This window comes from Pseudomonas sp. SK3(2021) (genome assembly GCF_016772375.1).
GTDB classification, from domain to species: Bacteria; Pseudomonadota; Gammaproteobacteria; order Pseudomonadales; family Pseudomonadaceae; genus Aquipseudomonas; species Aquipseudomonas chlororaphis_I.
In genome coordinates this window covers 4,836,350-4,859,125 of record NZ_CP061943.1, presented here as the reverse complement: position 1 = coordinate 4,859,125, position 22,776 = coordinate 4,836,350, and the positions used below count along the sequence as shown (strand labels likewise).

The following is a 22,776-nucleotide window of genomic DNA, read 5'->3' as shown; positions in this document are numbered from 1 at the left end:
GGCAAGGCGACCATTCTAGCCGATCGACACAAGGGGTAATGATCCACGGCAATGGCCGGTATGTTCGATGCCGACAAATCATGTCTCGATCCGCTAGTCTTGCTCAATCTTGCCAGGGAGTCGCTCATGTTCGAATCAGCCGAAATCGGTCACGCCATCGACAAAAAAACCTTTGACGCCGAAGTCCCGGCCCTGCGCGAAGCCCTGCTGGAAGCCCAGTTCGAGCTGAAGCAGAAAGCCCGTTTTCCGGTGATCGTGCTGATCAACGGCATCGAAGGCGCCGGCAAGGGCGAGACGGTGAAACTGCTCAACGAGTGGATGGACCCTCGCCTGATCGAGGTCCGTACCTTCGACCAGCAGACCGACGAAGAGCTGGCGCGACCACCGGCCTGGCGCTACTGGCGGATGCTCCCGGCCAAGGGCCGCATGGGTGTGTTTTTCGGCAACTGGTACAGCCAGATGCTCCAGGGACGGGTGCACGAGTTGTTCAAGGATGGCCGTTTCGACCAGGCCATCGCCGGTGCCGAGCGCCTGGAGAAAATGCTGTGCGACGAAGGCGCGCTGATCTTCAAGTTCTGGTTCCACCTGTCCAAGAAACAGATGAAGGCCCGCCTCAAGTCGCTGCAGGACGACCCGCTGCACAGCTGGCGCATCAGCCCGCTGGACTGGCAGCAGTCGGAGACCTACGACAAGTTCGTCAAATATGGCGAGCGCGTGTTGCGCCGCACCAGCCGCGACTACGCGCCCTGGCATGTGATCGAAGGCGTGGACCCGCATTACCGCAGCCTGGCGGTGGGCAAGATTCTCCTCGAGGGCCTGCAGAGCGCGCTCAACCGGCCGGCGCTCGAAGTCGAGTCCCATGTGGCGCCGCTGGCCGAGGCGGTCGACAAGCTGAGCCTGCTCGACAGCCTGGACATGAGCCAGCACCTGGACAAGGACGACTACGAGGAACAACTGATTACCGAACAGGCGCGCCTGTCCGGCCTGCTGCGCGACAAGCGCATGCGCAGGCACGCGCTGGTGGCGGTTTTCGAGGGCAACGATGCGGCCGGCAAGGGCGGGGCGATCCGTCGGGTGGCGGCGGCGCTGGACCCGCGCCAGTACAGCATCGTGCCGATTGCCGCGCCGACCGAGGATGAGCGTGCCCAGCCTTATCTGTGGCGCTTCTGGCGGCATATTCCGGCACGGGGCAAGTTCACTGTGTTCGATCGTTCCTGGTACGGCAGGGTGCTGGTAGAGCGGGTCGAGGGCTTTTGCCGGCCGGCGGACTGGTTGCGCGCCTATGGCGAGATCAACGACTTCGAGGAGCAGCTCGAGGACGCCGGGGTGATAGTGGTCAAGTTCTGGCTGGCGATCGACAAGCAGACCCAGCTGGAGCGTTTCCAGGCCCGCGAAGAGATTCCGTTCAAGCGTTTCAAGATCACCGAGGACGACTGGCGCAACCGCGACAAATGGGACGCCTACCGCGCCGCCGTCGGCGACATGGTCGACCGCACCAGCACCGAGGTCGCGGCCTGGACCCTGGTGGAGGCCAACGACAAGCGCTGGGCCCGGGTCAAGGTGCTGCGTACCCTCAACCGCGCGCTGGAAGAGGCATTCGACAAGTCCGGGAAAAGGGACAAGAAAGGCAAGAAGGACAAGAAATAACCGTCGCCGGCGATGAGCGGGTCAAGGCACGCCCGGCGCCGCGATGGTTTTGCATACGCCGGATGAATGATCGTCGCGGTCGGGCAAGGGCCGGATCTATGCTCGACCCACTCACAACCGACAACAACAATGAGGTATGCCATGCGTGAAGTGGTGATCGTCGATAGCGTGCGGACCGGCCTGGCCAAGTCCTTTCGCGGCAAGTTCAACCAGACCCGTCCGGATGACATGGCCGCCCATTGCGTCAATGCGCTGCTGACCCGCAACGGTATCGACCCGGCCAGCGTCGAGGATTGCATCGTCGGCGCCGGCTCCAACGAAGGCGCCCAGGGCTACAACATAGGGCGCAATGTCGCGGTGCTGTCCCGCCTGGGCACCGGTACCGCAGGCATGACCCTCAACCGTTTCTGCTCTTCCGGCCTGCAGGCGATCGCCATCGCGGCCAACCAGATCGCTTCCGGTTGCAGCGACATCATTGTCGCCGGTGGCGTCGAGTCCATCAGCCTGACGATGAAAAGCGTCAACACCGACAATCTGATCAACCCGCTGCTCAAGGAGCAGGTGCCGGGCATCTACTTCCCCATGGGCCAGACCGCCGAGGTGGTGGCCCGGCGTTACAACGTGAGCCGCGAGGAGCAGGACCTGTACGCCCTGCAAAGCCAGCAGCGCACCGCGGCGGCCCAGGCGGCGGGGCTGTTCGACGACGAGATCGTGGCGATGGCGGTGAAGTACCGGGTCGAGGACAAGAACAGCGGCCAGGTGCAGATCCTCGACGGCGTGGTCGATCGCGACGACTGCAACCGCCCGGACACCACCCTGGAAAACCTGGCCGGCTTGAAACCGGTGTTCGCCGAAGACGGCTCGGTGACGGCGGGCAACTCCTCGCAACTGTCCGATGGCGCGTCCATGACCCTGGTCATGAGCCTGGAGCGGGCCCTGGCGCTGGGGCTCAAGCCCAAGGCGTTCTTCCGCGGTTTCACCGTGGCCGGTTGCGAGCCGGACGAAATGGGCATCGGCCCGGTGTTCTCGGTGCCCAAGCTACTCAAGGCCAAGGGCCTGCAAGTGGACGACATCGATCTCTGGGAGTTGAACGAGGCTTTCGCGTCGCAATGCCTGTACAGCCGCAACCGGCTGCAGATCGACAACGCCAGGTACAACGTCAACGGTGGCTCGATCTCCATCGGCCACCCGTTCGGCATGACCGGTTCGCGCCAGGTCGGCCACCTGGTGCGCGAACTGCAACGGCGCAACCTGCGCTACGGCATCGTCACCATGTGCGTCGGCGGCGGCATGGGCGCGACCGGGTTGTTCGAAGCGGTGCGCTAAGCCCGTTACGCGGGGGCGGATCTGTCTGCCTTACGAACCTATCGCGGGCAAGCCTCGCTCCTGCAGAAGCACGCCATCTTCTTCTGTCGGAGCGAGGCTTGCCCGCGATGCTTTTTACGACCAGCACAATCCCAATCACGCTCAGCCGGCAATTGTCCCTGTGTTCGTCACAGCCCCGGGCCTAGAATGCGGGCTCCCTCCATCAGGCTTTTGGGGTTCGCATGCACATCTCGTCCGGTCGCTGGGTCTATGGCTTGTTCCTCGCACTGCTTACGGCGCTGTTGTGGGGCATCTTGCCGATCAAGCTCAAGCAGGTGTTGCTGGTGATGGACCCGGTGACCGTGACCTGGTTTCGCCTGTTGGTGTCCGGTGGTTTCCTGCTGGTCTACCTGGCGGCGGTCAAGCGTTTGCCAAGCTGGCAGGTGCTCGGGCCGCGTGGCGGCTGGCTGGTGCTGATGGCGGTCTGCGGGCTGGTGGGCAACTACGTGCTGTACCTGATGGGGCTGAACCTGCTGAGCCCCGGCACCGCGCAACTGGTGGTGCAGATGGGGCCGATCCTGCTGCTGATCGCCAGCCTGTTTGTGTTCAAGGAGCGTTTCAGCCTGGGGCAGGGCATTGGCCTGGCGGTGCTGCTGATCGGTTTCGGGCTGTTTTTCAATCAGCGCCTGACCGAGTTGCTGACGTCCTTGAGCAACTACACCGCCGGTGTGCTGACGGTGCTCGCCGCGTCGGCGGTCTGGACCTTCTACGCCCTGGGCCAGAAACAGTTGCTGACGGTGTGGAATTCCCTGCAGGTGATGATGGTGATCTATCTGTTCTGTGCGCTGTTGCTCACGCCGTGGGCCCATCCCCTCGAAGCGTTGGAGTTGAACCCGCTGCAAGGCTGGCTGTTGCTGGCCTGCTGCCTGAATACCCTGATCGCCTATGGTGCCTTCGCCGAAGCGCTGGCCCATTGGGAGGCGTCGCGGGTCAGCGCCACCCTGGCGATCACACCCTTGGTGACCTTTGCCGCGGTGGCTGTGGCGGCCTGGTTATGGCCCGAATATGTGCAGGCCGAACAGATCAACGGCCTGGGCTATGGCGGGGCGGTGCTGGTGGTGCTGGGGTCGGCCTTGACGGCCCTGGGGCCGTCGCTGATGGCTGGGCTCAAGGCGCGGCGGGGGCGTATGCAAGTGCCGGAGAGCTAGGGCGCGTTATCGTCGATCGCGGGCAAGCCCCTATCCTGTAGGAGCGAGGCTTGCCCGCGATAGCGTCTGTTCAATCACCGCCTTGCATCAGCCCTGCTTGCCAGCCTCCAGCATGTTTTCCGGCCGCACCCAGGCATCGAACTCTTCGTCCGTCAGATACCCCAGCTCCAGGGCCGCCTCACGCAAGGTGCGGTTCTCGGCATAGGCCTTCTTGGCGATCTCGGCGGACTTGTCGTAGCCGATATGGGGGTTGAGCGCGGTGACCAGCATCAGCCCGCGCTCCAGGTGATCGGCCATCTGCACCGGGTCGGGCTCCAGCCCGGCGATGCAGTGCTGCTGGAAGTTGCTGCAGCCGTCGGCGAGCAGGCGCACCGATTGCAGCAGGTTATGGATGATCACCGGCTTGAACACGTTCAACTGCAGGTGGCCCTGGCTGGCGGCGAAGCCGATGGCGACGTCGTTGCCCATCACCTGGCACGCCAGCATCGACAGGGCTTCGCACTGGGTCGGATTGACCTTGCCCGGCATGATCGAGCTGCCCGGTTCGTTGGCCGGCAGCCTGACCTCGGCCAGCCCGGCCCGTGGCCCGGAGCCCAGCAGGCGCAGGTCGTTGGCGATTTTCATCAGGCACACCGCCAGGGTCTTGAGGGCCCCGGAGAGGGTGGTCAGGGGTTCGTGGCCAGCGAGGGCGGCGAACTTGTTCGGCGCGGTAATAAATGGCAGCCCGGACAAGGCCGCCAGCTCGGCGGCGATCGCCTCGCCGAAACCGTGGGGCGAGTTCAACCCGGTGCCGACGGCGGTACCGCCCTGGGCCAGCTCGCAAACCGCCGGCAGGGCTGCGCGAATGGCGCGTTCGGCGTAGTCCAGTTGCGCGATGAAGGCCGACAGCTCCTGGCCGAAGGTGATGGGCGTGGCATCCATCATGTGGGTACGGCCGGTCTTCACCAGCTTCATGTGGCGCGCCGAGAGTTCGGCCAGGCCGCCGGACAGTTCGGCGATCGCCGGCAACAGATGCTGCTGCACCGCCTGGGCCGCGGCGATGTGCATCGCCGTGGGGAAGCAGTCGTTGGAGCTTTGCGAGCGATTCACGTGGTCGTTGGGGTGCACCGGCGTCTTGCCGCCGCGCGGGTTGCCGGCCAGTTCGTTGGCGCGACCGGCGATCACCTCGTTGACGTTCATGTTGCTCTGGGTACCGCTGCCGGTCTGCCAGACCACCAGCGGGAACTGATCGTCATGCTGGCCGTCCAGCACTTCGTCGGCGGCCTGTTCGATCAGGCGGGCGATGTCGGCCGGCAGGTCGCCGTTGCGGTCGTTGACCCGGGCCGCGGCCTTCTTGATCAACGCCAGGGCATGCAGGACCGACAGCGGCATGCGCTCGTTGCCGATGGCGAAGTTGATCAGCGAACGCTGGGTCTGGGCGCCCCAATAGGCGTCGTCCGGGACTTCAACCTGGCCAAGGCTGTCGGTTTCGATTCGACTCATCGTGCTCACTCCTGTAGGTCTGATTGCGCAGTTTAGGCCGTGATCCATCGCCTGGGTTCCATAAAGCGCCTTTTGTGTCATTTGGTCGAGCAAATGCAGGCACCACAAGGCTTGGGGTTGAGCGACAGAGTTTTTTAGGCGCAGAATGGTCGCCCTTGGGGTTATACCTCGCCTGCTAGAAAAGGAAACTCGATGACTCGTCTTCGTGCCATCTGTACCGCGGTTGCTCTGGTTTGCGCCAGCGGCCAGGTGCTTGCCGATACCGCCAGCCACAACGCCAGTGCCGAAGCTTTCCTGACCCTGGCGCACGCTGACAAGCTGGGCACTCCGGTGTACATGCAAGTGCAGCAAATGTTCGCTCAGCGTTTTGAACAGACCAAAGCCCCAGAGTCGAAAAAAGCCGTGCTGGAAACCTACCAGGCCAAGGCCAACGCCGCCCTGGACCAGGCCATCGGCTGGAGCAAGCTGAAGCCGGACATGGTCAAGCTCTACACCAGCAATTTCAGCGAATCCGAGCTCAAGGACCTGGTGGCGTTCTACCAGTCGCCGCTGGGCAAGAAAGTCCTGGAAAAAATGCCGCAGCTGACCCAGCAATCGGCCCAGATGACCCAGGCCAAGCTGGAAAGCGCGGTACCGGTAGTCAACAAGCTGCTGGCCGACATGACCGCCGAACTCGAGCCTAAGGCCGCCCCGGCGAAGAAGAAGTAAGCGGAGCCAGGAATGACCATGCAACAACGTATCGAATCGGCACTGGGCGCATTGCAGCCTGAGCATTTGCAGGTGCTGGACGAAAGCCACATGCACAGCCGCGGCCTGGAGACCCACTTCAAGGCCGTGCTGGTCAGCGAGCAGTTTGCCGGGCTCAACAGCGTCAAGCGTCACCAGAAGGTCTACGCGACCCTGGGCGAGCTGATGGGCCAGTTCCATGCGTTGGCGCTGCATACCTACACGCCGCAAGAATGGGCGAAGATCGGCGTGGCCCCGGCCTCGCCGACCTGCGCTGGCGGCAGCAAGCATTAACCACAGGTTTTTTGCTAGAATCCGCAACGCGCCGCTCAGTCGGCGCGTTTTTTTTGCATCCGGTTCACCCTTTACGAGGGTAGCCACCTGGAGAATTACCCATGACACAACAGATTGTCGTGGCGGCACTGTATAAGTTCGTCACCCTCGAAGATTACGTCTCCCTGCGCGAACCGCTGCTCAAGGCGATGCTCGACAACGGCATCAAGGGCACCCTGCTGATCGCCGAAGAAGGCATCAACGGCACCGTTTCCGGTAGTCGCGAAGGTATCGACGGGCTGCTGGCCTGGCTCAAGAACGACCCGCGCATGGTCGACATCGATCACAAGGAGTCGTACTGCGACGAGCAGCCGTTCTACCGCACCAAGGTCAAGCTCAAGAAAGAGATCGTGACCCTGGGCGTGCCCGGCGTCGACCCGAACAAGAAGGTCGGTACCTATGTCGAGCCGCAGGACTGGAACGCGCTGATCAGCGATCCGGAAGTGTTGCTGATCGACACCCGCAACGACTACGAAGTCTCGATCGGCACCTTCGAAGGCGCCATCGACCCGAAGACCACCAGTTTTCGCGAGTTCCCCGACTACATCAAAGCCAACTTCGATCCGAGCAAGCACAAGAAGGTCGCGATGTTCTGCACCGGCGGCATTCGTTGCGAGAAAGCTTCGAGCTACATGCTCAGCGAAGGTTTCGACGAGGTCTTCCACCTCAAGGGTGGCATCCTCAAGTACCTCGAAGAGGTGCCGCAGCAGGAGAGTAAATGGCAGGGTGACTGCTTCGTCTTCGATAATCGGGTGACCGTGCGTCACGACCTCAGCGAAGGCGACTACGATCAATGTCATGCCTGTCGTACGCCGGTCAGCGTTGAAGATCGCGCCAGCGAGCACTATGTGCCGGGTATCAGTTGCCCGCATTGCTGGGACACGTTGAGCGAGAAAACCCGCCGCAGCGCCATCGACCGGCAGAAGCAGATTGAACTGGCCAAGGCTCGCAACATGCCGCACCCGATCGGTTACAACTACAAGCAATCTTCTTCCGAGGCCTGAGCCATGTCTGCCCGCCTGCTCTATGTGATGGACCCGATGTGTTCGTGGTGCTGGGGCTTCGCTCCAGTGGCCGAGGCCCTGGTCGAGCAGGCGCGGGCAGCGGGTGTCGAGTTGCATCTGGTGGTGGGCGGCCTGCGCACCGGCAGCGGTTCGGCACTGGAGCCGACCACCCGTCGCTACATCATCGAGCACTGGCAGGCGGTCACCGAGGCCACCGGCCAGCCGTTCAAGTTCGAAGGCGCCTTGCCTGACGGTTTTGTCTATGACACCGAGCCTGCGTGCCGCGCCATCGTGACGGCGCGCAGTCTGGCGCCGGATTGCGCCTGGAAACTGTTGCGGCTGATCCAGCGAGCCTTTTACGTCGAAGGCCGGGATGTCACTCGCGCCAGCGTTCTGGTGGAACTGGCCGAAGCAGCGGGCGTGCCGCGCATCGAGTTCGCCGAGGCTTTCGATCGCGCCGAGCAGCATGCCGCCACCGCCGCCGATTTCACCTGGGTCCAGGACCTGGGGATCGCCGGCTTCCCGACCTTGCTGGCCGAGCGCAATGGCCAGCTGGCCTTGTTGACCAATGGCTACCAGCCCCTGAGTGAGCTGTCTCCACTGCTCGGCCGCTGGCTGGAGCGTGCCGCCTGTGCGTGACCTGGTTCGTGATCCGCAAGCGCCGGAACCCGTCGATCGCCTGAGCTGGGCGGAAGTCCGCCGGTTGGCACTGCAGCATAAAAAAGCTTTGTGGATCGCCAATGGCGTGGCCGTCCTGGCGACGCTGTGCAGCGTGCCGATCCCGTTGCTGCTGCCGCTGCTGGTGGACGAAGTGCTGCTGGGGCACGGCGATGCCGCGCTGAAGGTGATGAACCACGCCTTGCCCGCGGGCTGGCAGAGCGCCGCCGGCTATATCGGCCTGATGTTGCTGATCACCCTGATGTTGCGTTGCTCGGCGCTGCTGTTCAACGTGCTGCAGGCCCGGTTGTTTGCCGGGTTGGCCAAGGACATCGTCTATCGCATCCGCCTGCGGCTGATCGAGCGCCTCAAGCGCATTTCCCTAGGCGAGTACGAAAGCCTGGGCAGCGGTACGGTGACGACCCACCTGGTCACCGACCTCGACACCCTGGACAAGTTTGTCGGCGAAACCCTCAGCCGTTTTCTGGTGGCCATGCTCACGCTGGTGGGCACCGCGGGCATCCTGATGTGGATGCACTGGCAACTGGCGCTGCTGATCCTGTTGTTCAACCCCCTGGTGATCTATGCCACGGTGCAGTTGGGCAAGCGGGTCAAGCATCTGAAGAAGCTTGAGAACGACAGCACCTCGCGGTTCACCCAGGCCCTGACCGAAACCCTGGATGCGATCCAGGAAGTCCGCGCCGGCAACCGCCAGGGCTTTTTCCTCGGCCGTCTCGGCCGGCGTGCCCAGGATGTGCGGGACTATGCGGTGGCTTCGCAATGGAAGAGCGATGCCTCCAATCGCGCCAGCGGGCTGCTGTTCCAGTTCGGGATCGATATCTTCCGCGCGGCGGCCATGCTTACCGTGCTGTTTTCCGACCTGTCCATCGGCCAGATGCTGGCCGTGTTCAGCTACCTGTGGTTCATGATCGGCCCGGTGGAACAACTGCTGAACCTGCAATACGCCTACTACGCCGCCGGTGGCGCGCTGTCGCGGATCAACGAGCTGCTGTCGCGGGCCGACGAGCCACAATATGCCGGCGGTATCGACCCGTTCCAGGGGCGCGAGACCGTGGGGATCGAAGTCAGCGGCCTGAGCTTCGGCTACGGTGACGAGTTGGTGCTGGAGCAGATGAACCTGTCGATCGAGCCGGGGGAGAAGGTGGCGATCGTCGGCGCCAGCGGCGGCGGCAAAAGTACCCTGGTGCAACTGTTGCTGGGGCTCTATACACCGCAGGCGGGCGTGATTCGTTTTGGCGGCAAGACCCAGCAGGAAATCGGCCTGGAAACCCTGCGCGAAAACGTGGCGGTGGTGTTGCAACATCCGGCGCTGTTCAACGACAGCATCCGCGCCAACCTGACCATGGGTCGCGAGCGCAGTGACGAAGCCTGCTGGCGGGCGCTGGAGATCGCCCAGCTGGACTCGACGGTACGCGCCCTGGCCAACGGTCTGGACAGCGTGGTCGGCCGTTCCGGCGTGCGTCTGTCCGGCGGGCAGCGCCAGCGCCTGGCGATTGCGCGGATGGTCCTGGCCGAGCCCAAGGTGGTGATCCTCGACGAAGCCACCTCCGCCCTGGACGCCGCCACCGAGTACAACCTGCACCAGGCGCTGACGCGTTTCCTCCACGGCCGGACCACGCTGATCATTGCCCACCGTCTGTCCGCGGTAAAACAGGCGGATCGGGTTCTGGTGTTCGATGGCGGGCAGATTGCCGAAGATGGCGACCATCAGCAGCTAATTGCCGACGGCGGCCTTTACGCCAAGCTTTACGGGCATTTGCAGCAAGTCCAACGACCTTGAGTTTTATCCGGTTTTCTGTGCTTAGTGCTTGAATTCTCTGGTGGAAATGACCCTCCAGGGGCACGACCCTGTCGTGTCTCGACTGGCATCGTGCTTGAACGTCACGGCCTGTGCGTTCGAAGCCGCGGAAATTAGCCTAGTCTGTGCTGTCAGGAGCGTTATTTTCTCGGGTGTTCATCTGGCAGTGCTTATGCAAGGGACCTCATGAAGCAAAAGCGGACTCTCGGAACGCCACGGTTATTGGGCATCGTCTGGCCATTTATTGCGGTGGTGTTGTTTCAAGCGCTGTTGGGTGGCCTCAGCTTATATGTCCTTTCGGCGGTACGTGGTTACGTTGCCGGGGAGAGCCTTTGGTCCAAGGGCCAGAAGGACGCCATCTACTACCTCAATCTCTATGCCGACAGCCGCGACGAATCGATCTTTCTGAAGTACCAGAACGCCATTGCCGTGCCTCAGGGCGGGCATGAACTGCGGGTCGCGCTGGATCAGCAGCCACCCGACCTGAATGCTGCGCGGGCGGGGATTCTCAAGGGCGGCAACCATCCCGACGACAGCGACAGCGTGATCTGGCTGTACCTGAACTTCCGCCATTTCAGCTACCTGGAAAAAGCCATCGACCTGTGGACCGTGGGCGACAGTTATCTGATGCAGCTCGATAGCGTGGCCCATGAAATGCACCGCAGTATTACCAGCAACCAGGCCTCCGAAGCCGATATCCAGCGCTGGAAGAACCAGATTTTCGCCATCAACGATGGCGTGACGCCCGCTGCCAAGGCCTTTAGCGACGCGCTGGGCGGGGGGTCGCGGGTCATCCTGCGGCTGTTGCTGATCACCAACCTGGCCACCGCGCTAGGGCTGATTGTCCTGGCGCTGCTGCGCACCCATAAGCTGCTGGCTCAGCGTCATGAATTTGCCAGCGCCTTGCAGCTGGAAAAGGAGCGGGCACAGATCACCCTGCAATCCATTGGCGACGGCGTCATCACCACCGACGTGGACGGCGCCATCGCTTACATGAACCCGGCCGCCGAGGACATGACCCACTGGAAGGCCGAGCAGGCCGTGGGGCTGCCGCTGGCGGCCTTGTTCAATCTGCTGGATGAGAATGCCCAGACTGACGGCTTCACCCTGATCGAGCATATTCTCAGCGGTCAGCTCAGTGGCGGCAGCGAGCACTCGAAACTGATCCAGCGCCTGGATGGCAGCACGGTGTCGGTGACCCTGGTCGGCGCGCCTATCCAGAACGCCGGTAAAGTCAGCGGCACGGTACTGGTGCTGCACGACATGACCCAGGAGCGCCAGTACATCGCCAATCTGTCCTGGCAGGCGACCCACGATGCCTTGACCGGCCTGGCGAACCGTCGCGAGTTCGAGTACCGCCTGGAGCAGGCGTTGCACAACCTGAACCGGCAACCGGGGCGGCACGCGCTGATGTTCCTCGACCTGGACCAGTTCAAGCTGGTCAACGACACCTGCGGCCATGCGGCAGGGGACGAGTTGCTCCGGCATATCTGCGCCTTGCTCCAGTCGGGCCTGCGCGAGGGCGATACCCTGGCGCGCCTGGGCGGCGACGAATTCGGCATCCTGCTGGAAAACTGCTCTCCGGAAGCGGCGGAAAAGATCGCCGAAGGCCTGCGCCAGACGGTGCAGAACCTGCATTTTGTCTGGAAGGGCCGGCCCTTCGTGACCACGGTCAGCATCGGCCTGGTGCATGTGGCGCAAACCCCGACCACCCTCGAAGCGTCGCTGCGGGCAGCGGACATGGCGTGCTACATGGCCAAGGAGAAAGGGCGCAACCGGGTCCAGGTCTATCACGCGGACGACTCGGAGCTGTCCCTGCGGTTCGGCGAAATGGCCTGGGTCCAGCGCCTGCACATGGCTTTGGAGGAAAACCGCTTCTGTCTTTATGCCCAGGAAATAGCCGCCCTGGGTCATGCGGACCGGCTCGGCGGGCATATCGAGATTCTGCTGCGCCTGCACGACGAGGCCGGGCGGATGATCCTGCCCGACAGCTTCATTCCTGCCGCCGAGCGTTACGGCCTGATGACCTCTCTGGACCGTTGGGTGGTGGAAAACGTGTTCAAGATCATCGCCGAATGCATCCGCGAGGAGCGTGAAGGCCCCCTGGCGATGTGTGCGATCAATCTGTCGGGAGCGACCATCGGTGACGAGGCTTTCCTGGACTTCCTGCGCGAGCGGTTCATCGTCCATGGCGTGCCACCGGACCTGATTTGTTTTGAAATCACCGAGACCAGTGCTATCTCCAATCTCGGTAGTGCGATTCGATTTATCAACGAGCTCAAGGGCTTGGGTTGCCATTTTTCGTTGGACGACTTTTGCGCGGGAATGTCGTCATTCGCTTATCTCAAACATTTGCCTGTAGACTTCCTGAAGATCGATGGAAGTTTCGTAAAGGATATGCTGGACGACCCGATCAATCGCGCGATGGTCGAGGTGATCAACCATATCGGTCATGTGATGGGCAAACGCACGATTGCCGAGTTTGTCGAAACACCGCAGATTGAGCAGGCATTGTTGGAGATTGGCGTGGATTACGCTCAAGGCTACCTGATCGAGCGCCCGCAACTCTTTACCTGCGACAGCCTGCAGTGTCGGCCTTCGCGACCACAGCCTCTGCTATTCAAGGCTCCTGGCACGTTCCGTTGAATCTCTCGCTGATCCGTACCATCACCCTCAAAAGGAGCCCCGACAGTGATCGACGCATTCAACAGAACCGGTCCGCTCATGGACGCTGCAAGCTATCCCGCCTGGGCCCGGCAGCTGATCCAGGATTGCAGCGAGAGCAAGCGCCGCGTGGTCGACCACGAACTGTACCAGCGCATGCGCGACAACAAGCTCAGCAACAAGACCATGCGCCAGTACCTGATCGGCGGCTGGCCGGTTGTCGAGCAATTCGCCCTGTACATGGCGCAGAACCTGACCAAGACCCGTTTTGCCCGTCACCCCGGGGAAGACATGGCGCGACGCTGGCTGATGCGCAATATCCGGGTCGAGCTCAATCATGCCGATTACTGGGTGAACTGGAGCCGCGCCCACGGTGTGAGCCTGGAGGATCTGCAGGCGCAACAGGTCCCTCCGGAGTTGCATGCCTTGAGTCATTGGTGCTGGCACACCAGCTCCGCCGACTCGCTGATCGTGGCGATCGCTGCGACCAACTACGCAATCGAGGGTGCAACGGGTGAGTGGTCGGCGCTGGTCTGCTCCACCGGCGTCTATGCGGCGGCCTTTCCCGAAGAAGAGCGCAAGCGGGCGATGAAGTGGCTGAAAATGCATGCCCAGTACGACGATGCGCATCCTTGGGAGGCGCTGGAAATCATCTGTACCCTGGCCGGCATGCAACCGAGCAAAGCCTTGCAGGGCGAACTGCGCCAGGCGATCTGCAAGAGTTATGACTACATGTACCTGTTCCTGGAGCGTTGCATGCAACAGGAAAAGACCCCGGCGGCCCGTGAGCGGATGGCGCTGGTCGAAGGTTGAGTGGCTGCCTGCGATGAAGGCGGCCCAGCCGTTCTCTCAGCCGGCCATCGCCAGGCGATTGCGGCCTTCGCGCTTGGCCACGTACAGCGCGCTGTCCGCACGGCGCAGCAGGCTCTCGGCTGATTCCCCCGGCAGCAGGGTCGAGCAACCCAGGCTGACCGTCAGCTCGATCAACTTGCCATCCGCCCAGTAATCCTTGGCCTGGGCCGCCTGGCGCAGCCGTTCTCCCACCATGGCGGCGGCATCGCGTCCGGTGTTGGACAGCAGGATCAGGAACTCCTCGCCGCCAAAACGAAACACCATGTCGACGTTGCGCAACTGCGCCTTGATGGCCGCGGCAACGGCCTTGAGCACTTCATCGCCGGCGCTGTGCCCGTGGCTGTCGTTGATTCTCTTGAAGTGATCGATGTCCAGCATCAGCAGTGACAGCGGGTGCAAGTGGCGGCGGGCCATTTCAATTTCCCGCTGCAGCGTCTGGTCCATGGCGATCCGGTTACCGGTATCGGTCAAGGGGTCGCGCAGGGCGCTACGGGTGGCGGCCCGATAGAGCAGGGCGTTGCGCATCGGGTACAGCAGGGCGGACAGCAGGGATTCCAGATGGCCCTGTTCCTGGTCGCTGAAGCGCTGGTTGCGCCGAAACACCAGTTCGCCCACGGTCTCGCCTTCATGGCTCAGGTTGTAGCTGATGGAGTGGTGGCCGCGCTGGCCGAATTCCAGGCGCAGGTCACTGGGTTTGTGTTGGTAAACCAGGGCGTCGAGGGGGACAAGGCGTTGGGTTTCGCGGAAGAACAGGCCGAGAATGCGTTGCGGTTCCAGGCTGGTCTGCAATTGCAGGCTCAGTTGCTGGCGCAGTTGGGCGAGGCTGACCGGGCGTTGCAGGAGTGGTGATTGCTGGCCAAAGCCCAGGCGTTGCAATTTGGCGCTATCGAAGTCAATTGCGTTGGTCTGGGTCGGTGTTTTCATATGGCGTGAGCCCCTGAGCACGTAATGCAGTCTTTACTGGCTGGGTGAGAGCGGCTCATGGCTGCACGTCATACTGTTCCATCAGTCCCGCAGGACAAAGTGCCCACAGTCTAATCCGCTTTACAGCCCGTTATAAGCCCCGACCCGATCGCCGCCGAGTTTCGCCAATACCCTGCCGATCTGAGGGAGATGAGAGCGAAAGGCGTGCCATTTGCTCAATTTGAGCAAAATGCTTTTGAATTCAGCGGGTTGGCTGACAGTGCCGAGTCTTGGTGTGGCCAAGGGGGCATTTGTCTGGCGATGACTCGGCAAAGGCCGGCGGGATAAGGAGTGCCGCGACGGTATTCCGCCGCGGCCAAAGAAAGGATTACTGGGCGTCGAATGCCTGGCCGTTGATCCCGGTACTGTCCGGACCCATGAGGTACAGGTAGACCGGCATGATCTCCTCGGGGGCCGGGTTGTTGCTCGGGTTTTCCCCCGGGTAGGCCTGGGCGCGCATGCTGGTGCGGGTGGCGCCCGGATTGACGCTGTTGGCGCGCACCGGGGCGACGCCCTCGACTTCGTCGGCCAGGGTCTGCATCAGGCCTTCGGTGGCGAACTTCGAAACGCCATAGGCGCCCCAGTAGGCACGGCCCTTGCGGCCAACGCTGCTGGAGGTGAACACCACCGAAGCGTCCTGGGACAGCTTGAGCAGCGGCAGCAGGGTACTGGTCAGCATGAACATGGCGTTGACGTTGACGTGCATCGCACGCATGAAGTTCTCGCCCGACAGTTGTTCCAGCGGCGTGCGCGGGCCAATGATCGAGGCGTTGTGCAGCAGGCCATCGAGGTGGCCGAACTCGGCTTCGACCATGGCGGCCAGTTCGTCGTACTGGTGCGGCAGGGCGGTTTCCAGGTTGAACGGAATCACCACCGGCTGAGGATGGCCGGCGGCTTCGATCTCGTCGTAGACCTGGGTCAGGTTGGCTTCGGTCTTGCCCAGCAGCAGTACGGTGGCGCCGTGGGCGGCGAAGGTCTTGGCGGCCGCAGCACCGATGCCGCGGCCGGCGCCGGTGACCAGAATGACCCGATCCTTGAGCAGTTCGGGGCGGGCGGAATAATCAAACATAAAAACCTCGGGAAATCAGAAGCGAAAGCCTGGGCCGATCAGCAGCTGCACAGTGCCTGATCCAGGACCTGGCGCAGTTCCAGTGGGTGATCGACCACCACGTCGGCGCCCCAATGCTTGGGATTGTCGTCCGGGTGGATGTAACCGTAGGTCACCGCGGCGGTCCTGGTGCCTGCATCGCGGCCCGATTCGATGTCGCGCAGGTCGTCGCCGACGAACAGTACGCTGGCCGGGTCGAGGTCGAGCATCTTGCACGCCAGGATCAACGGCTCCGGATCGGGTTTGCTGTTCTTCACGTGATCCGGGCAGATCAGCAGGGCGGAACGTTCCGCCAGGCCCAGCTGCCGCATGATCGGCTCGGCAAAGCGCACCGGCTTGTTGGTGACCACGCCCCAGAGCAGATTGGCCTTTTCGATATCGGCCAGCAGCTCGGCCATGCCGTCGAACAGCTTGCTGTGCACCGCGCAATGCTTGAGGTAGCGCTCGAGGAACTCCAGGCGCAGTTCCTCGAAGCCCGGGGACTCCGGGTCCATCGAGAAGGTGACGGCCACCATCGCCCGGGCGCCGCCGGAGATTTCGTCACGGATATGCTTGTCCGCGATCGGCGCCAGGCCGCGGTCGGCGCGCATGGCCTGGCAGATGGCGATGAAGTCCGGCGCGGTGTCGAGCAGGGTGCCGTCCATGTCGAAAAGAACTGCTCTGATACGCATGGGCTTATTCCTCTCGCAGGGTCTGGATCATGTAGTTGACGTCGACGTCGGCGGCCAGCTTGTAGTGCTTGGTCAGCGGGTTGTAGGTCAGGCCGACGATGTCCTTGACGGCCAGGCCGGCATCGCGGCTCCAGGCGCCCAGTTCGGAGGGACGGATGAATTTCTTGAAGTCATGGGTGCCGCGCGGTAGCAGCTTCATGATGTATTCGGCGCCGATGATGGCGAACAGGTAGGCCTTTGGATTGCGGTTGATGGTGGAGAAGAACACCTGGCCGCCGGGCTTGACCATACGGAAGCAGGCGCGGATTACCGAGGACGGGTCCGGTACGTGCTCGAGCATCTCCAGGCAGGTGACGACGTCGAACTGCTCGGGCATTTCCTCGGACAGGGCTTCGGCAGTGGTCTGCCGGTATTCGACGTTCACCCCGGACTCCAGTTGATGCAGCTGTGCCACCGCCAACGGGGCCTCGCCCATGTCGATGCCCATGACCGTGGCGCCACGCTGGGCCATGGCTTCGCTGAGGATGCCGCCGCCGCAACCGACGTCGAGGACTTTCTTGCCGGCCAGGTTGACGCGCTCGTCAATCCAGTTGACCCGCAGCGGGTTGATATCGTGCAGCGGCTTGAATTCGCTCTCGCGGTCCCACCAGCGATGGGCGAGGGCTTCGAATTTGGCGATTTCGGCGTGGTCGACGTTGCTCATGGGTAATCCTCTGAATCTGGAAAATGCTTGCTGTCGGTCTCAAGCCGGAGCTCGAGGGTTCCTGCTATTCGGTATGGCCGCTGATGCGCCGGCCCCAGGCTGTCGCCGTGGCGTGCAGCTGTTGTTCGTCCAGGCGCGTCAGGCGCCGGTCGTCGAGCAATTGCTTGCCGGCGACCCAAAGGTGTTTCACGCAATCGCGGCCGGTGGCATATATAAGCTGCGAAACCGGGTCGTAGATCGGTTGTTGCGCCAGGCCGGACAGGTCGAAGGCCACCAGGTCCGCAGCCTTGCCGAGCTCCAGCGAGCCGATCTCGCTTTCCAGGCCCAGGGCCCGCGCGCCGTTGAGGGTGGCCATGCGCAGCGCCTGGTGGGCATTCAGTGCGGTGGCCGAGCCTGCCACGGCCTTGGCCAGCAGCGCGGCGGTGCGGGTTTCGCCGAGCAGGTCCAGGTCGTTGTTGCTGGCGGCCCCGTCGGTGCCTACTGCAACATTGACGCCAGCCTGCCACAGCCGTTCCACCGGGCAGAGGCCGCTGGCCAGTTTCAGGTTCGACTCCGGGCAATGGATGACATTGCTGTTGGTTTCTACCAGCAAAGCCAGGTCGTCATCGCTGATTTGGGTCATGTGTACGGCCTGGAAGCGCGGCCCGAGCAGTCCCAGCCGCGCCAGTCGGGCCAGGGGGCGCTCACCGTGCCGGGCGATGGCCTGTTCCACCTCGAAGGCGGTTTCATGGACATGCATATGAATGGATGCATCGAGTTCTTCGGCAATGACCCGGATCTTCTCCAGGTTTTCGTCGCCGACCGTATAGGGCGCGTGGGGGCCGAAGGCGATCTTGATGCGCGAATGATGCTTGAGGTCGCTGAACAGCTCGACACCCTGCCGGATAGCCTCGTCGGCGCTGTGGGCGCCCGGAATCGGAAAGTCGAGGATCGGAATGGCGATCTGCGCCCGAATGCCGCTGTTGTGCACGCGCTCGCTGGCCACCTTCGGGAAGAAGTACATGTCGGAAAAACAGCTGATGCCGCCTTTGAGCTGTTCGGCGATGGCCAGGTCGGTACCGTCGCGGACGAAGGCTTCATCGACCCATTTGGCTTCGGCGGGCCAGATGTGGTTTTCCAGCCAGGTCATCAGCGGCAGATCGTCGGCCAGGCCGCGGAACAGGGTCATCGCCGCGTGGCCGTGGGCGTTGATCAGGCCGGGGCTGAGCAGCATGCCAGGCAGTTCGCGGACCTCGGCGGCTTGCAGCTTCAAGGCGTCGGCACGCGGGCCGATGAACACGATGCGGCCGTCGCGGATACCCAGGCCGTGTTCCTTGAGCACCACGCCGGCCGGTTCAACAGGCACCAGCCAGGTCGGCAACAGGAGTAGGTCGAGCGCAACGACAGGGTTCGGCATCGAAGATCGGTTCCAGGGCGTTTGTGGAGGATGGCGAAGTATACCCGAGCGTCTTCGCCGGGGGATCGCTATAATCGGCGGCTTTTGTTCATGAGTGCGGGGTGAAGGATGCGCGATCGACTGTTGGCTGCGGAGAAGGTGAAGGCCATCGATTGGCGGGATGACGCCCTGTATCTGCTCGATCAGCGTATTTTGCCCTTCGAGGAAAGCTGGATCGCCTACACCAGTGCGGCCGGCGTCGCAGGCGCCATTCGCGAAATGGTGGTGCGTGGTGCGCCGGCGATCGGCATCAGTGCCGCCTATGGCGTGGTCCTGGCGGCGCGCGCGCGTTTTGCCGCCGGTGGCGACTGGCAGGCGGCGATGGAAGAAGACTTCACGCTGCTTGCCGGCTCGCGTCCGACCGCGGTCAACCTGTTCTGGGCGCTGAACCGCATGCGCGAGCGCCTGGAGCGCCTCAAGGATCACGCCGACCCGCTGGCGGTGCTGGAAGCGGAAGCCCTGGCTATTCATGAAAGCGATCGCGAAGCCAACCTGACCATGGCCCAGCTGGGTGTCGACCTGATTCGCCGGCATCAGGGCAATGCCCAGGCTATCCTGACCCACTGCAACACCGGGGCCCTGGCAACCGGAGGCTTCGGCACGGCCCTGGGGGTGATTCGCGGAGCCTTTATCGAGGGTATGGTTGAGCGGGTGTATGCCGATGAAACCCGTCCCTGGCTGCAAGGCTCGCGGCTGACCGCCTGGGAACTGGCCAACGAAGGCATTCCGGTGACCTTGAACGCCGACTCCGCCGCTGCGCATATCATGAAAACCAAGGGCGTGACCTGGGTGATCGTTGGTGCCGACCGCATTACCGCCAACGGTGACGTGGCGAACAAGATCGGCACCTATCAACTGGCGGTCAATGCGATGCACCACGGTGTGCGTTTCATGGTGGTCGCGCCGAGTTCGACCATCGACATGGCCCTGGCCAGCGGCGACGACATTCCAATCGAAGAGCGTGATGGCAAGGAGCTGCTCGAGGTCGGTGGCAAGCGGGTAGGGGCGGCTGTGGAGGCCTACAACCCGGTATTCGATGTCACGCCGGCGGACCTGATCGACGCCATCGTCACCGAGAAAGGCATCGTCGAGCGGCCCGACACCGCAAAAATGACCCAATTGATGTGCCGCAAGCGCCTGCACTGAGGTCATTTTGCAGAAAGTTTCACTGGCGGCTGTCGAGGGGCGGTCGTCAGTCCGGAAAAAATCCGCATTTATGCGCGAAATCCGCCTCTGAGCTTCTCTCGTCTCTTATCAGCCTGTCACCGGTCAACTAACTATGCTCCATGCGCATCAGGGGGATAGGTGCGTGGCGGCGATTGTGATAACATCCGGCGGTTTCCAAGGTGGTCCGAAGTGACCGCCTTCACTGCGCAAATCCATGGCATAACTTGTTGATTTGTCGTAAGTCGGTGCATGGCACTAGGCCTGCAGCGGCGAGCTTCGTTCGTCCCATATGGATGTGACGAAGTTTCACCAGAAAAAGGAATCAGGCTTCTCATGGGCGAACTGGCCAAAGAAATCCTCCCGGTCAATATCGAAGACGAGCTGAAACAGTCCTATCTCGACTACGCGATGAGCGTAATCGTCGGGCGGGCACTGCCTGATGCGCGCGATGGCTTGAAGCCCGTGCACCGGCGCGTGCTGTACGCGATGAGCGAGCTCGGTAACGACTGGAACAAGCCGTACAAGAAATCTGCCCGTGTTGTCGGTGACGTGATCGGTAAGTATCACCCGCACGGTGATACCGCGGTGTACGACACCATCGTTCGTATGGCCCAGCCATTCTCCCTGCGCTACCTGCTGGTAGACGGCCAGGGTAACTTCGGTTCGGTCGACGGCGACAACGCGGCGGCCATGCGATACACCGAAGTGCGCATGACCAAGCTGGCGCACGAGTTGCTGGCCGACCTGCACAAGGAAACCGTGGACTGGGTGCCGAACTACGACGGCACCGAACTGATCCCCGCGGTCATGCCGACCAAGATCCCCAACCTGCTGGTCAATGGTTCCAGCGGTATCGCCGTGGGCATGGCGACCAACATTCCGCCGCACAACCTCGGTGAAGTCATCGATGGATGCCTGGCGCTGATCGACAACCCGGAGCTGACCGTCGATGAGCTGATGCAGCACATCCCGGGCCCGGATTTCCCGACCGCGGCGATCATCAACGGTCGCGAAGGCATCATCGAGGCCTACCGTACCGGTCGCGGACGCATTTATATGCGTGCCCGCTCGATCATCGAGGACATCGACAAGGTCGGTGGCCGCCAGCAGATCGTCATCACCGAGCTGCCTTACCAATTGAACAAGGCGCGCCTGATCGAGAAGATCGCCGAGCTGGTCAAGGAGAAGAAGCTCGAAGGCATCACCGAGCTGCGCGACGAGTCCGACAAGGACGGTATGCGCGTGGTGATCGAGTTGCGTCGTGGCGAAGTGCCGGAGGTGATCCTCAACAACCTCTACGCCCAGACCCAGCTGCAGAGCGTGTTCGGTATCAACATCGTCGCGCTGATCGACGGTCGTCCGCGGATCCTCAACCTGAAGGACCTGCTGGAAGCCTTCGTGCGTCACCGCCGTGAAGTGGTGACCCGCCGTACCGTGTTCGAACTGCGCAAGGCCCGTGAACGTGGCCACATTCTCGAAGGCCAGGCCGTTGCCCTGTCGAACATCGACCCGGTGATCGCCCTGATCAAGGCCTCGCCGACCCCGTCGGAAGCCAAGGAAGCGCTGGTCAGCACGCCTTGGGAATCCAGCGCGGTGATGACCATGGTCGAGCGTGCCGGCGCGGATTCCTGCCGTCCGGAGAACCTCGATCCGCAATACGGTCTGCGCGACGGCAAGTACTTCCTGTCGCCAGAGCAGGCACAGGCCATCCTGGAACTGCGCCTGCACCGCCTGACCGGCCTCGAGCATGAAAAACTGCTGGCCGAGTACCAGGAGATCCTCAACCAGATCGGCGAGCTGATCCGCATCCTCAACAGCGCCACGCGCCTGATGGAAGTGATCCGCGAAGAGCTGGAAGTGATTCGCGCCGAATACGGCGATGTGCGCCGCACCGAGATCCTCGATGCCCGTCTCGACCTGACCCTGGGCGACATGATTCCGGAAGAAGAGCGCGTCGTGACCATTTCCCACGGCGGTTATGCCAAGACCCAGCCGCTGGCTGCGTACCAGGCCCAGCGTCGTGGCGGTAAAGGCAAGTCGGCAACCGGCGTCAAGGATGAGGACTACATCGCTCACCTGCTGGTGGCCAACAGTCACACCACGCTGTTGCTGTTCTCCAGCAAGGGCAAGGTCTACTGGCTGAAGACCTATGAAATCCCCGAGGCTTCCCGTGCCGCCCGCGGCCGCCCGCTGGTCAACCTGCTGCCGCTGGACGATGGTGAATACATCACCACCATGCTGCCGGTCGAGGAATACACCGAAGGTCACTACATCTTCATGGCGACCGCCAACGGCACCGTGAAGAAGACCCCGCTGGAATCCTTCAGCCGTCAGCGCAGCGTCGGTCTGATTGCGCTGGAGTTGGACGAGGGCGATGTACTGATTTCCGCCGCGATCACCGATGGCGAGCGCGAAGTCATGCTGTTCTCCGATGGTGGCAAGGTGACTCGCTTCAAGGAGTCCGACGTTCGTGCCATGGGTCGTACCGCCCGCGGTGTGCGCGGCATGCGTCTGCCGGAAGGGCAGAAGCTGATCTCCATGCTGATCCCGGAAGAAGGCAGCCAGATCCTCACCGCTTCGGCGCGGGGTTATGGCAAGCGTACGGCGATCACTGAGTTCCCTGAGTACAAGCGTGGCGGTCAGGGCGTTATCGCCATGGTCAGCAACGAGCGTAACGGCCGCCTGGTCGGAGCGGTTCAGGTGCTCGACGGCGAGGAAATCATGCTGATTTCCGACCAGGGCACCCTGGTGCGCACCCGGGTCGACGAAGTATCCAGCCTGGGCCGTAACACCCAGGGCGTAACCTTGATCAAGCTGGCCAACGACGAAACGCTGGTAGGCCTGGAACGGGTTCAGGAGCCGTCCGAGGTGGAAGGCGACGAGCTGGAAGGCGAAGAGGGCGAGGTGCTCGAGGGTGCCGTGCTGGATGCGGCAACCGACTCGGATGATGCCGTCGAAGGCCAGCAGGCTGACGCCGCAAGCGAAGAAGAGTCGCAAGACTAAATAAATCGTAGCAGGGCAGAGTGTTTGCT

18 protein-coding genes are annotated in these 22,776 nt (G+C 62.6%); 12 read left to right on the top strand and 6 right to left on the bottom strand.

Annotation, left to right across the window (positions count from 1 at the left end):
- Positions 1-126 precede the first annotated feature (126 nt).
- The 3 genes from pap (at position 127) to IF690_RS21140 (ending at position 4,160) form a co-directional block, all read left to right on the top strand.
- Positions 127-1,647: a polyphosphate:AMP phosphotransferase gene (gene pap / locus IF690_RS21150; RefSeq protein ID WP_202697246.1), complete on the top strand. Its 1,521-nt coding sequence runs from the start codon at positions 127-129 to the stop codon at positions 1,645-1,647.
- A 141-nt stretch (positions 1,648-1,788) separates the two neighbouring features.
- Entirely contained in the window at positions 1,789-2,973 is a 1,185-nt protein-coding gene (locus tag IF690_RS21145; protein ID WP_009050181.1) for a thiolase family protein, read from the top strand.
- A gap of 221 nt (positions 2,974-3,194) precedes the next feature.
- Positions 3,195-4,160, top strand: coding sequence for a DMT family transporter (locus IF690_RS21140; RefSeq protein ID WP_202697244.1), 966 nt, complete (start codon positions 3,195-3,197; stop codon positions 4,158-4,160).
- Between the two features lie 87 nt (positions 4,161-4,247).
- Here IF690_RS21140 and IF690_RS21135 read toward each other — a convergent pair whose 3' ends face one another.
- On the bottom strand, positions 4,248-5,642 hold the full coding sequence (locus tag IF690_RS21135) for a class II fumarate hydratase (RefSeq protein ID WP_202697242.1): 1,395 nt from the start codon (positions 5,640-5,642) through the stop codon (positions 4,248-4,250).
- A 192-nt stretch (positions 5,643-5,834) separates the two neighbouring features.
- On the opposite strand from IF690_RS21135, the gene IF690_RS21130 reads away from it, so the two are divergent.
- The 7 genes from IF690_RS21130 to IF690_RS21100 all read left to right on the top strand — a co-directional run bounded on the left by IF690_RS21130 (position 5,835) and on the right by IF690_RS21100 (position 13,658).
- Positions 5,835-6,350 (top strand): DUF2059 domain-containing protein, encoded by a 516-nt coding sequence (locus IF690_RS21130; protein WP_202697241.1) that lies wholly within the window; start codon positions 5,835-5,837, stop codon positions 6,348-6,350.
- Between the two features lie 12 nt (positions 6,351-6,362).
- Entirely contained in the window at positions 6,363-6,662 is a 300-nt protein-coding gene (locus IF690_RS21125; RefSeq protein WP_009050178.1) for a BolA family protein, read from the top strand.
- A 101-nt stretch (positions 6,663-6,763) separates the two neighbouring features.
- Entirely contained in the window at positions 6,764-7,705 is a 942-nt protein-coding gene (gene trhO / locus IF690_RS21120; RefSeq protein WP_202697240.1) for an oxygen-dependent tRNA uridine(34) hydroxylase TrhO, read from the top strand.
- A 36-nt stretch (positions 7,706-7,741) separates the two neighbouring features.
- Positions 7,742-8,344 (top strand): DsbA family protein, encoded by a 603-nt coding sequence (locus tag IF690_RS21115; protein ID WP_198920106.1) that lies wholly within the window; start codon positions 7,742-7,744, stop codon positions 8,342-8,344.
- Positions 8,337-10,163, top strand: a complete 1,827-nt coding sequence (locus IF690_RS21110) for an ABC transporter ATP-binding protein (RefSeq protein WP_502710152.1) — start codon at positions 8,337-8,339, stop codon at positions 10,161-10,163. The genes IF690_RS21115 and IF690_RS21110 overlap by 8 nt, the downstream gene beginning before the upstream one ends.
- A 204-nt stretch (positions 10,164-10,367) precedes the next feature.
- Positions 10,368-12,827 carry an EAL domain-containing protein gene (locus IF690_RS21105; RefSeq protein WP_202697239.1) on the top strand — a complete coding sequence of 820 codons (2,460 nt, stop codon included), beginning with the start codon at positions 10,368-10,370 and terminating at the stop codon, positions 12,825-12,827.
- A gap of 78 nt (positions 12,828-12,905) precedes the next feature.
- Positions 12,906-13,658: an iron-containing redox enzyme family protein gene (locus tag IF690_RS21100; protein WP_502710151.1), complete on the top strand. Its 753-nt coding sequence runs from the start codon at positions 12,906-12,908 to the stop codon at positions 13,656-13,658.
- Between the two features lie 36 nt (positions 13,659-13,694).
- On the opposite strand, the gene IF690_RS21095 is transcribed toward IF690_RS21100, so the two are convergent.
- From IF690_RS21095 to IF690_RS21075, 5 genes are all read right to left on the bottom strand, one after another.
- Positions 13,695-14,621 (bottom strand): GGDEF domain-containing protein, encoded by a 927-nt coding sequence (locus IF690_RS21095; protein ID WP_202697236.1) that lies wholly within the window; start codon positions 14,619-14,621, stop codon positions 13,695-13,697.
- Positions 14,622-14,988: 367 nt separating this feature from the next.
- The gene (locus tag IF690_RS21090) at positions 14,989-15,729 is read right to left on the bottom strand and encodes a YciK family oxidoreductase (protein WP_202697235.1); all 741 of its coding nucleotides are present in this window, start codon (positions 15,727-15,729) and stop codon (positions 14,989-14,991) included.
- 38 nt (positions 15,730-15,767) lie between these two features.
- Positions 15,768-16,439, bottom strand: a complete 672-nt coding sequence (gene mupP, locus IF690_RS21085) for an N-acetylmuramic acid 6-phosphate phosphatase MupP (RefSeq protein ID WP_202697234.1) — start codon at positions 16,437-16,439, stop codon at positions 15,768-15,770.
- A gap of 4 nt (positions 16,440-16,443) precedes the next feature.
- On the bottom strand, positions 16,444-17,142 hold the full coding sequence (ubiG, locus tag IF690_RS21080) for a bifunctional 2-polyprenyl-6-hydroxyphenol methylase/3-demethylubiquinol 3-O-methyltransferase UbiG (protein WP_202697233.1): 699 nt from the start codon (positions 17,140-17,142) through the stop codon (positions 16,444-16,446).
- Between the two features lie 64 nt (positions 17,143-17,206).
- Entirely contained in the window at positions 17,207-18,538 is a 1,332-nt protein-coding gene (locus IF690_RS21075; protein ID WP_202697232.1) for a TRZ/ATZ family hydrolase, read from the bottom strand.
- A 108-nt stretch (positions 18,539-18,646) separates the two neighbouring features.
- Between IF690_RS21075 and mtnA the strand changes: the two genes are divergently transcribed.
- Both mtnA and gyrA read left to right on the top strand, forming a co-directional pair.
- Positions 18,647-19,723, top strand: a complete 1,077-nt coding sequence (gene mtnA / locus IF690_RS21070) for an S-methyl-5-thioribose-1-phosphate isomerase (RefSeq protein ID WP_202697231.1) — start codon at positions 18,647-18,649, stop codon at positions 19,721-19,723.
- 354 nt (positions 19,724-20,077) lie between these two features.
- The gene (gene gyrA, locus IF690_RS21065; protein ID WP_202697230.1) at positions 20,078-22,747 is read left to right on the top strand and encodes a DNA gyrase subunit A; all 2,670 of its coding nucleotides are present in this window, start codon (positions 20,078-20,080) and stop codon (positions 22,745-22,747) included.
- The last annotated feature ends 29 nt before the right edge of the window (positions 22,748-22,776 follow it).

What these genes read in the sequence shown, in the direction of transcription:
- pap (WP_202697246.1), top strand. Translation starts at nt 127, where the DNA reads ATGTTCGAATCAGCCGAAATCGGTCACGCCATCGACAAAAAAACCTTT.
- IF690_RS21145 (WP_009050181.1), top strand. Translation starts at nt 1,789, where the DNA reads ATGCGTGAAGTGGTGATCGTCGATAGCGTGCGGACCGGCCTGGCCAAG.
- IF690_RS21140 (WP_202697244.1), top strand. Translation starts at nt 3,195, where the DNA reads ATGCACATCTCGTCCGGTCGCTGGGTCTATGGCTTGTTCCTCGCACTG.
- IF690_RS21135 (WP_202697242.1), bottom strand. Translation starts at nt 5,642, where the DNA reads ATGAGTCGAATCGAAACCGACAGCCTTGGCCAGGTTGAAGTCCCGGAC.
- IF690_RS21130 (WP_202697241.1), top strand. Translation starts at nt 5,835, where the DNA reads ATGACTCGTCTTCGTGCCATCTGTACCGCGGTTGCTCTGGTTTGCGCC.
- IF690_RS21125 (WP_009050178.1), top strand. Translation starts at nt 6,363, where the DNA reads ATGACCATGCAACAACGTATCGAATCGGCACTGGGCGCATTGCAGCCT.
- trhO (WP_202697240.1), top strand. Translation starts at nt 6,764, where the DNA reads ATGACACAACAGATTGTCGTGGCGGCACTGTATAAGTTCGTCACCCTC.
- IF690_RS21115 (WP_198920106.1), top strand. Translation starts at nt 7,742, where the DNA reads ATGTGTTCGTGGTGCTGGGGCTTCGCTCCAGTGGCCGAGGCCCTGGTC.
- IF690_RS21105 (WP_202697239.1), top strand. Translation starts at nt 10,368, where the DNA reads ATGAAGCAAAAGCGGACTCTCGGAACGCCACGGTTATTGGGCATCGTC.
- IF690_RS21100 (WP_502710151.1), top strand. Translation starts at nt 12,906, where the DNA reads ATGGACGCTGCAAGCTATCCCGCCTGGGCCCGGCAGCTGATCCAGGAT.
- IF690_RS21095 (WP_202697236.1), bottom strand. Translation starts at nt 14,621, where the DNA reads ATGAAAACACCGACCCAGACCAACGCAATTGACTTCGATAGCGCCAAA.
- IF690_RS21090 (WP_202697235.1), bottom strand. Translation starts at nt 15,729, where the DNA reads ATGTTTGATTATTCCGCCCGCCCCGAACTGCTCAAGGATCGGGTCATT.
- mupP (WP_202697234.1), bottom strand. Translation starts at nt 16,439, where the DNA reads ATGCGTATCAGAGCAGTTCTTTTCGACATGGACGGCACCCTGCTCGAC.
- ubiG (WP_202697233.1), bottom strand. Translation starts at nt 17,142, where the DNA reads ATGAGCAACGTCGACCACGCCGAAATCGCCAAATTCGAAGCCCTCGCC.
- IF690_RS21075 (WP_202697232.1), bottom strand. Translation starts at nt 18,538, where the DNA reads ATGCCGAACCCTGTCGTTGCGCTCGACCTACTCCTGTTGCCGACCTGG.
- mtnA (WP_202697231.1), top strand. Translation starts at nt 18,647, where the DNA reads ATGCGCGATCGACTGTTGGCTGCGGAGAAGGTGAAGGCCATCGATTGG.
- gyrA (WP_202697230.1), top strand. Translation starts at nt 20,078, where the DNA reads ATGGGCGAACTGGCCAAAGAAATCCTCCCGGTCAATATCGAAGACGAG.